The organism is Mycobacterium sp. E1386 (assembly GCF_001672745.1).
Taxonomy (GTDB): domain Bacteria; phylum Actinomycetota; class Actinomycetes; order Mycobacteriales; family Mycobacteriaceae; genus Mycobacterium.
The window spans coordinates 1-8937 of sequence record NZ_LZKH01000039.1; the positions used below are offsets into that span (position 1 = coordinate 1).

General features: G+C 69.4%; 8 protein-coding genes and 1 pseudogene. 3 read left to right on the forward strand and 6 right to left on the reverse strand.

Annotation, left to right across the window (positions count from 1 at the left end; all coding sequences use genetic code 11):
- Positions 1 to 1001, reverse strand: a pseudogene (locus tag A5709_RS04440) (primosome assembly protein PriA); the annotation flags it as partial.
- A 110-nt stretch (positions 1002 to 1111) separates the two neighbouring features.
- The gene (locus tag A5709_RS04445; RefSeq protein ID WP_067947311.1) at positions 1112 to 1846 is read right to left on the reverse strand and encodes a lysoplasmalogenase; all 735 of its coding nucleotides are present in this window, start codon (positions 1844 to 1846) and stop codon (positions 1112 to 1114) included.
- Between A5709_RS04445 and A5709_RS04450 the strand changes: the two genes are divergently transcribed.
- Genes A5709_RS04450 through A5709_RS04460 form a run of 3 tightly spaced genes read left to right on the forward strand, consistent with a single transcriptional unit; the run spans position 1845 to position 5314 of the window.
- Complete coding sequence (locus A5709_RS04450) at positions 1845 to 2819, forward strand: alpha/beta hydrolase (protein ID WP_067947313.1); 975 nt, start codon at positions 1845 to 1847, stop codon at positions 2817 to 2819. The genes A5709_RS04445 and A5709_RS04450 overlap by 2 nt on opposite strands.
- Positions 2820 to 2841: 22 nt before the next feature.
- The gene (locus tag A5709_RS04455; RefSeq protein WP_067947315.1) at positions 2842 to 3807 is read left to right on the forward strand and encodes an alpha/beta hydrolase; all 966 of its coding nucleotides are present in this window, start codon (positions 2842 to 2844) and stop codon (positions 3805 to 3807) included.
- Positions 3808 to 3817: 10 nt separating this feature from the next.
- Positions 3818 to 5314, forward strand: coding sequence for an NAD(P)/FAD-dependent oxidoreductase (locus tag A5709_RS04460; protein ID WP_067947316.1), 1497 nt, complete (start codon positions 3818 to 3820; stop codon positions 5312 to 5314).
- Here the strand turns inward: A5709_RS04460 and metK are convergent.
- The 4 genes from metK to gmk all read right to left on the reverse strand — a co-directional run bounded on the left by metK (position 5311) and on the right by gmk (position 8915).
- Entirely contained in the window at positions 5311 to 6522 is a 1212-nt protein-coding gene (gene metK, locus A5709_RS04465; RefSeq protein ID WP_067947318.1) for a methionine adenosyltransferase, read from the reverse strand. The genes A5709_RS04460 and metK overlap by 4 nt on opposite strands.
- Positions 6523 to 6618: 96 nt before the next feature.
- A complete protein-coding gene (gene coaBC / locus A5709_RS04470) occupies positions 6619 to 7872 on the reverse strand; it encodes a bifunctional phosphopantothenoylcysteine decarboxylase/phosphopantothenate--cysteine ligase CoaBC (RefSeq protein ID WP_067947320.1) in 1254 nt (417 codons plus the stop codon).
- A gap of 15 nt (positions 7873 to 7887) precedes the next feature.
- The gene (gene rpoZ / locus A5709_RS04475; protein ID WP_067947322.1) at positions 7888 to 8214 is read right to left on the reverse strand and encodes a DNA-directed RNA polymerase subunit omega; all 327 of its coding nucleotides are present in this window, start codon (positions 8212 to 8214) and stop codon (positions 7888 to 7890) included.
- A 74-nt stretch (positions 8215 to 8288) separates the two neighbouring features.
- Positions 8289 to 8915, reverse strand: a complete 627-nt coding sequence (gmk, locus tag A5709_RS04480) for a guanylate kinase (RefSeq protein ID WP_067947324.1) — start codon at positions 8913 to 8915, stop codon at positions 8289 to 8291.
- Positions 8916 to 8937 lie beyond the last annotated feature (22 nt).

Consider the following 8937-nt stretch of genomic DNA (forward strand, 5'->3'; position numbering starts at 1 on the left):
CGCGCGGTGCGCGCGGCCGGGTCGCGTTCGTCGGCGTAGCCCGTGTCGTCGAGGGCGACCACCCGTGGGGTGCGGGCGCGCACCACCGCCCGGGTCGCGACGATGTCGTGCGCCCACCCACTGCGCACCAGCGCCTGGGCTTCCGCGGTGCGCGCGTAACCCCCGATCAGCGCCGCACAGCGCGCCTGATGGGCCCGCAGCATCGCCACCTCGCGGGCGTGCGGGTAGGGCGCCCGCGGCTCGGCGAGCGAGTCGTCGGCGTCGGCCCACACCATGACGAGCCCCAGGTCGCTGAGCGGAGCGAAAACCGCGCTGCGAGTGCCGATCACCAGCCGTGCCTGACCGCGCAGCGCCGCGAGCCACCGCCGGTACCGGGCCGCCGGCCCCAGCCCGGCCGACAGCGCCACCACGCCGCTCTCGTCGATCCGCGCGGTCGCGGCCCGCCACAGCGCGTCCAGGTCCCGCTGATCGGGAACGATCCCCAGCACCGCCCGTCCGGCCAGAATGGTTTGCACGGCGGCTTCGGCGAATCGGTCCGCCCACGACTCCCCCGGCAGCGCCTGCCAGACGGCCCGCGCGGCCCGCGACTCGGCCAGGGCGGCCAGGAACTGGGCGCCTCGCGCGTACCCATCCCACGCCGACGGGTCGACGGGCGCGGGCACCGGCAACCGGTGGGGCGTCGTCGGTTCCCGCTCCACCCGGGCGTGCCGGGCCGGCACCGCCAGCCGCAGCACGTCCGGCCGGGTCCCGGCGTAGCGCGCCGCCACCGCATCGACCAACCGGCGGATCTCCGGCGTCAGCACGGGTTCGGCCGACACGACGCGGTCCAGATAGCCGAGCTTGCCCTGATGATCGGTGTCATTGCGGCGCTCCAGCAAGAAGGCGTCGACCAGGCGGCCGTGAAACCGCACCCGCACCCGCGCCCCGGGCTGGGCGTCGTCGGACTGCTCGGCCGACACCAGGTAGTCGAACTCACGGTCCAGGTGCGGAACCGAGAGCATCGGCAGCACCCGCGCGATGGGTTCCACCTGAACGGGCGTGCGCACGGCGCCGCTCACGGCACCCCTGCGCGCCGAATTATGTTGCTGCTCAACGCCTTTACCGTCCGGGATCAGCTTTCGGCCGGTTTCACGGGGTCGGCGTCGGCCGGCGCCTCACGACCGAAGAAGAACCCGGCCGTCATCAGGATCAGCGCGGCGGCGTACGACCACCAGATCGGCACCGCCAGTGCCTCGTTGCCCAGGATGAATCGGCCGATGGCGATCAGCGAATCGGACACCGCGAAACACACCGCCCCCACCGCCGTCCAGATCGTCGGCAGCTGCGCCACCAGCGCGGCGCACACCATCGCGGTCAGCACGAGGATGTAGGCCGTCACCGGAAGCTTCAGCTTGTCCAGGTGCGGCCAGAACCACGCCAGCAGCGCGATGGTGGCCAGGCACATGGCCACCACGGCGGCGATGCGCGGCTTCGACGGGCGCCTTGCCGCCAGGGGCACGAGCGCGCCCAGGAAGCACAAGTGCGCCAACAGGAATGCGGCCAGGCCCACGACGAAGGACGGCTCCCACCACGGGATCGCCAGCGCCCAGTCGCCGATGGCCGACAGCAGCAGCGCCGGCATCAGCCACCGCCGCTCGCGGACGACGGCGTGGCCGACCGCGGCGGCGGTCAGCAACAACGCCATCGACGCCTTGAACAGCGGCTGGAGCACCCAGTGCCCGGTCAGCTCCGTTCCCGGCGGCGAACCCAACGCCAACACCGTCAGGTAGACGCCATAGCCGAGGGCCGCCCAGCCGGCCACCACCCAGCCGCCGAACACCAGACGCGGTGCGTACGGTACGTCCATGCCAAGCTTGGATAACACAGCCGACGAAAAGCCCGCGATCGACCCCATCCTGCAGAAGGTACTGGATGCGGTTCCCTTCCGGCTATCCACCGACGACGGTGTTGATGCCGCGCGTCAGCGGTTCCGCGACCTGCCCCGCCGGCCACTGCATCCGGAGCTGCGCGTCGAAGACCGCACCATCCAGGGTCCGGCGGGGCCGATCGGCATTCGGATCTATTGGCCACCAATCGATTTGGGCGCAAGCACCGGGAGTACCGCGCCGCCGGTGGTGCTGTATTTCCACGGCGGTGGCTTCGTCGTGGGTGACCTCGACAGCTACGACGGCACGGCCCGCCAGCACGCGGTGGGCGCCGACGCGATCGTGGTGTCCGTCGACTATCGGTTGGCACCCGAGCATCCATACCCCGCGGCTATCGAAGATGCCTGGGCCGCAACGCTTTGGGTCGCCGAGCACGCCGGCGAGTTGGGCGGTAATCCGAATCGGTTGGCCCTGGCCGGGGATTCAGCCGGCGGAACCATCACGGCCGTAACGGCACAGCGGGCGCGTGATAGCGGCGCGCCGCTCATCGCGTTCCAGCTGCTGTGGTATCCCTCCACAATGTGGGATGCCTCGCTGCCGTCCTTCACCGAGAACGCCGCCGCGCCGATCCTGGATGTCAAGGCCGTCGCCGAGTTCTCGCGTTGGTACGCGGGCGAAGTCGACTTGTCCGCCCCGCCGCCGGGCATGGCGCCGGGACGTGCCGCAGACGTGTCCAACCTGCCGCCCGCCTACATCGCCGTCGCGGGTCACGACCCGCTGCGCGACGACGGCATTCGGTACGGCGAGCGGCTGGCTGGAGCGGGCGTTTTGGTCGAGGTGCACAACGCCGAGACCCTGGTGCACGGCTACCTCGGTTACGGCGGTGTGGTGCCCGCCGCCACCGCCGCGATGGAGCGCGGGTTGAGGGCCCTGCGAACCGGGCTGCGCGGGTGAATGCGGGGCGTACGGTGAATCCATGACGGAGCCCACCTTCGCCCGACCCGGCATCGATCCGGCGTTCAAGGCGTTGCTCGACGCCTTCCCGATGACCTTCAGCGCAGCCGACGGCGTGGAGGTTGCACGCTCGCGCCTGCGGCTGCTCCAGGTCCCTTCCGAAATGCTGCCGGACCTGCGCATTGAGGACCGCACGATCGGTCACGGGGAGCTCACCGACATTCCCGTGCGCATCTACTGGCCGCCCCTGGAGCCGGAGGAGGCGTTGCCCGTCGTCGTCTTCTACCACGGCGGCGGCTTCTGCCTCGGCGGACTGGACACCCACGACCCCCTCGCCCGCGCGCACGCCGTCGGGGCCGAGGCCATCGTGGTGTCCGTCGACTACCGGCTGGCGCCCGAGCATCCGTTCCCGGCCGGGGTCAACGACTCCTGGGCGGCGTTGCAGTGGGTCGCCGAGCACGCCGCCGAGCTGGGCGGTGACCCCAGCCGCATCGCCGTCGCCGGCGACTCGGCCGGCGGCAACCTGGCCGCCGTGATGGCGCATCTGGCCAGCCAGAACGACGGACCCGAGCTCAGCTTCCAGCTGTTGTGGTACCCGGTCGTCACCGCGGACCTGTCGCTGCCGTCGTACACCGAGAACGCCAACGCGCCCATCCTGGACCGCGACGTGATCGACGCCTTCCTGTCCTGGTATCTGCCCGACCACGACATCAGCGACCCGACGGCACTGCCCGTCACCCTGGCCCCGGCGAACGCGACGGACCTGTCCGGGTTGCCGCCCGCCTACATCGGCACGGCCGAACACGATCCGCTGCGCGACGACGGGGCGCGCTACGCCGAGCTGCTGGACAGCGCCGGCGTGGCCGCGGAATTGAGCAACGAGCCGAACCTGGTGCACGGCTACGCCAGCTTCGCTCTGGTGATTCCCGCGGCCGGCGATGCCACCGACCGGGGGCTGGCCGCACTCAAGAAAGCACTACACCCCTAGGCGGACACCGATGAGCAGCACTCCCGACTGCCACACGCTGATCGTCGGCGCCGGCTTCTCCGGAATCGGCGCCGCCATCAAGCTCGACAACGCCGGGCTGTCGAACTATCTCGTCGTCGAGGCGGGCGACGGGGTCGGCGGGACGTGGCACTGGAACACCTATCCCGGTATCGCCGTGGACATTCCGTCGTTCTCCTACCAGTTCTCCTTCGAGCAGAGCCCGGACTGGTCGCGCACCTACGCGCGGGGGCGCGAGCTCAAGGCGTACGCCGAGCACTGCGTCGACAAATACGGGCTCCGATCGCGAATCCGGTTGAACACCAAGGTACAAGCCGCCGAGTTCGACGACGAGCAGTGCCTGTGGCGGGTGCAGACCGATCCCGGCGGCACGGTGACCGCCCGATTCCTGATCAGCGCCTGCGGCGTGCTCACCGTGCCCAACCTGCCCGACATCGACGGCGTCGACAGCTTCGGCGGCATCACGATGCACACCGCACGCTGGGATCACGACCAGGACCTGAGCGGCAAGCGCGTCGCGATCATCGGCACCGGGGCCTCGGCCGTTCAGGTGATTCCCGAAATCGCGCCGATTGTCAAGCAGCTCACCGTTTTTCAGCGCACCCCGATTTGGTGCTTCCCCAAGCTGGACGTCGCGTTGCCCGCGCCGGCCCGTTGGGCGATGCGGATCCCCGGCGGCAAAGTCGTGCAGCGGTTACTCAGCCAGGCCTTCGTCGAAGTCACCTTCCCGATCTCCGCGCACTACTTCACCGTCATCCCGCTGGCCAAGAGGATGGAGTCGGCGGGGCTGGCGTATCTGCGCAAACAGGTTCACGACCCGACGGTGCGCGATCAGCTCACCCCGCGCTACGCGGTCGGCTGCAAGCGCCCCGGTTTCCACAACGAGTACCTGGCCACGTTCAACCGGGACAACGTGCGGCTGGTCACCGAGCCGATCGACAAGATCACACCGGCGGCCGTGGCCACCACCGACGGCGAGAACCACGACGTCGACGTGCTGATCCTGGCCACCGGCTTCAAAGTGATGGACCCCGACGACGTCCCGACGTTCGCGGTCACCGGAAGCGGCGGCAAATCCCTGAGCCGGTTCTGGGACGAACACCGGCTGCAGGCCTACGAGGGAGTCAGCGTCCCCGATTTCCCCAACCTGTTCACGGTGTTCGGTCCGTACGGCTACGTCGGCTCTTCATATTTCGCGCTCATCGAGACGCAGACCCACCACATCGTGCGGTGCCTCAAACGGGCCGAGCGCGAGGGGGCGACGCGCGTCGAGGTCACCGAGGAAGCCAACGACCGGTACTTCGACGAGATGATGCGCCGACGGCACCGGCAGATCTTCTGGCAGGACAGCTGCCGGCTGGCCAACAGCTACTACTTCGACAAGAACGGCGACGTGCCGCTGCGCCCCACCACCACGGTCGAGGCCTATTGGCGCAGCAGGCGATTCGACCTGGACGACTACCGGTTCACGAAGGCCGGCGTCCCCTAGACGGCGCGCTTGAGGTCGTCGACCTTGTTCAGCTGCTCCCACGGCAGCTCGATGTCGGTGCGGCCGAAGTGGCCGTACGCGGCGGTCTGCGCGTAGATCGGGCGCAGCAGGTCCAGGTCGCGGATGATGGCGCCGGGCCGCAGGTCGAACACCTCCGGGACGATCTTCTCGATTTTGACCGGGTCCACCGTGGCGGTGCCGAAGGTCTCGACGAACAGGCCGACGGGGGCGGCTTTGCCGATGGCGTAGGCCACCTGCACCTCGACCCGCTCCGCCAGGCCGGCGGCGACGATGTTCTTGGCCACCCAACGCATCGCGTAGGCCGCCGAGCGGTCCACCTTGGACGGATCCTTGCCGGAGAAGGCACCTCCACCGTGGCGGGCCCACCCGCCGTACGTGTCGACGATGATCTTGCGGCCGGTCAGCCCCGCGTCGCCCATCGGGCCGCCCAGGACGAACTTGCCGGTCGGGTTGAAGAGCAACCGCGTCGACGAGGTGTCCAGCGTGTCGTGAGCCAGGTCGTCGAGGACGGTGTTGACCACCTTTTCTCGCAGGTCGGGGGTCAGGGTGCGCTCGAGGTCGATGTCGGCCGCGTGCTGGGTGGAGATGACCACGGTGTCGAGCCGGACCGGGACGTTGTCTTCGTATTCGATGGTGACCTGCGTCTTGCCGTCCGGGCGAAGGTAGGGCAGCACGCCGTTCTTGCGCACCTCGGTCAGCCGCCGGGACAGGCGGTGGGCCAGCGCGATGGGCAGCGGCATCAGCTCGGGGGTGTCGGCGATCGCGTAGCCGAACATCAGGCCCTGGTCACCGGCGCCCTGGGCGTCCAGCGGGTCCCGCTCACCCTCGACCCGGGCCTCGTACGCGGTGTCGACGCCCTGGGCGATGTCGGGCGACTGCGCGCCGATGCCGATGTTCACCCCGCAGGACGCCCCGTCGAAACCCTTGTCCGACGAGTCGTAGCCGATCTCGAGGATGCGCTCGCGGACCGTGTTGGTGATGTCGGCGAATGCCTCCTTCGCCGTCGTCGTCACCTCGCCGACGACGTGCACCTGGCCGGTGGTCACCAGCGTCTCGACCGCGACACGTGAGCGGGGGTCCTGCGCCAGCAGGGCGTCGAGGACCGAGTCGCTGATCGCGTCACAGATCTTGTCGGGATGTCCCTCAGTCACCGACTCACTGGTAAACAGGCGACCATTTTCGCTCACAATCTCAATCCTTCCGAATAATTAGTTAACCGAATTATATGGGCGGGCGTCGTCCGGCCAGCACCTGGCCCGGCGCCACAGGAGAACCGAACCGTATTACCCGCCGCCGTGCAGAAACGTGGCGATCGCATCCACGATACGACTGGCCATCAACGTCTTGGAGCCGTGCTGCAGCGCCGACTCGGTGCCATCGGAGGCGAGCAACCACCCGTCGTTGCTGTCCACCTCGAACGCCCTGCCGTCGCCCACCGCGTTGACCACCAACAGGTCGCAGCCCTTGCGGCGCAGCTTGGCACGGGCGTGGAACAGCACATCCCCGTTGGCATCGCCCGTCTCCGCGGCGAACCCGACGATGGCCCGCATGTTGGGCAGCTCGCCGTTGGCGCGCGCCCGCACCGCGCCGGCCAGCACGTCGTCGTTGCGCACCAGCTCGATCGCCGGTGGCCCCTCGTCACCCTTTTTGATCTTGGCGGCGGAAACCTGAGCGGGCCGGAAGTCGGCGACCGCCGCCGCCATCACCAGCACATCTGCCGCGGGGGCGTGCTTGGCCACGGCGTCGCCGAGCTGCTCCGCCGAGCTGACGTGAACCACCTCGACGCCCGCGGGGTCGATCAGTCCCGCCGTGTGCCCGGCGATCAGCGTGACTTCGGCGCCGCGCTGGGCGGCGACGCGGGCCACCGCGTAGCCCTGCTTGCCCGAGCTGCGGTTGCCGATGAAGCGCACCGGGTCGATCGGTTCGCGGGTGCCGCCGGCGGTCACCAGCACCTTGCAGCCGGCGAGGTCGTAGGGAAGCGCGTCGTGGCGTTCCAGCAGCAGCTGGGCCAGCGTGGTGATCTCCTCCGCTTCGGGCAGCCGCCCTGACCCGCTGTCGGCGCCGGTGAGCCGGCCGAACGCGGGTTCCAGCACCACCGCGCCGCGGCGCCGCAGCGTCGCCACGTTGTCGACGGTGGCCGGGTGCAACCACATCTCGGTGTGCATCGCCGGCGCGAACAGCACCGGGCACCTCGCCGTCAGCAGGGTTGCGGTCAGCAGGTCGTCGGCGCGGCCGTGCACCGCGCGGGCCAGCAGGTCCGCGGTCGCGGGCGCCACCAGGACCAGATCGGCCTTCTGGCCGAGCTGGACGTGCGGCACCTCCGGGACGTTTTCGAAAACCCCGGTGTGCACCGGTTGGCCGGAGAGCGCCTCGAAGGTGGCCGCCCCGACGAACCGCAAGGCGGATTCGGTGGGGATGACCCGGACCAGGTGGCCGGCCTCGGAGAGCTGACGAACGACCGTGCACGCCTTGTAGGCGGCGATGCCTCCGGAGACCCCGACGACGACTTTTTTCGCGACCCGATCGCGGTTGTCCACAGCGCGCCGGGCCTGTTACTCGCCCTCGGTGTGCTCGAGCAGGTCGGCGTGGATTTCGCGCAGGGCGATCGACAGCGGCTTCTCCTGAAGCCCCGGCTCGACCAGCGGCCCAACGTATTCGAGGATGCCCTCGCCGAGCTGGTTGTAGTAATCGTTGATCTGGCGGGCCCGCTTGGCGGCGTAGATCACCAGGGCGTACTTGCTCGACACGCGGTCCAGCAGCTCGTCGATGGGCGGGTTGGTGATGCCCAGCGGGGTGTCGTAGGCGCCCTGCACTCCCGCAGAGGGGTCGAACCGATCGGGGACGGCGGCCAACGCGGCGTCGGACTGCGGAATGGTCACTTAGGTCAATCTCCTCAAAGTACGAAGGCGGTCAGAGCCCCGAAACGGCTTAACTACCGCTGGCAATTCGATGCTCAATCTCGATTGGATCTGTTCTGACTGGTCTGGCCAGGCGCATCATGCCGAGCCGGCGCAGTTTCCACCAGCAAGGATACCAATTCGGCGCACGCGGACTCCAATTGACGGTTGACCACGACCTCGTCGAAGTCGTCCTGGGCCGCCATTTCGATGCGGGCGGTCTCGAGGCGACGCCGCATGGCCTCCGGGGTTTCGGTGCCCCGGCCGACGAGCCTGGACTTCAGGTCCTCCCAGCTGGGTGGGGCCAGAAAGACGGTAATGGCCTCGGGCATCGCCTTTTTCACCGCCCTGGCGCCGGCCAGGTCGACCTCGATGAGTACCGGGATCCCGGCGGCGGTGGCGGTGCGCACCGGCTCGGCCAGGGTGCCCGAACGGTGCAGTCCGCCGTGGATGTCGGCCCACTCCAGCAGCGCGCCGTCGTCGATGAGCTGCTGGAAGCGGGCGGGACTGACGAAGTGGTAGTCGACGCCGTCGACCTCGCCCGGCCGCGGCGCCCGCGTCGTGGCCGAGACGCTGAAATGCAGGTCCGGTATCCGCTCGCGCAGGCACCGGACCACTGTCGACTTGCCGACCGCGGAGGGACCGGACGTCGAGCACGGGACGCGTCCCACACCACCTGGCAAGGGACGCGTGGTCGTGCTGTCC

Bases quoted from the DNA above. Each gene is read 5' to 3' on its own strand.
- A5709_RS04450 (WP_067947313.1), top strand. From the start codon at position 1,845: ATGCCAAGCTTGGATAACACAGCCGACGAAAAGCCCGCGATCGACCCC.
- A5709_RS04445 (WP_067947311.1), bottom strand. From the start codon at position 1,846: ATGGACGTACCGTACGCACCGCGTCTGGTGTTCGGCGGCTGGGTGGTG.
- A5709_RS04455 (WP_067947315.1), top strand. From the start codon at position 2,842: ATGACGGAGCCCACCTTCGCCCGACCCGGCATCGATCCGGCGTTCAAG.
- A5709_RS04460 (WP_067947316.1), top strand. From the start codon at position 3,818: ATGAGCAGCACTCCCGACTGCCACACGCTGATCGTCGGCGCCGGCTTC.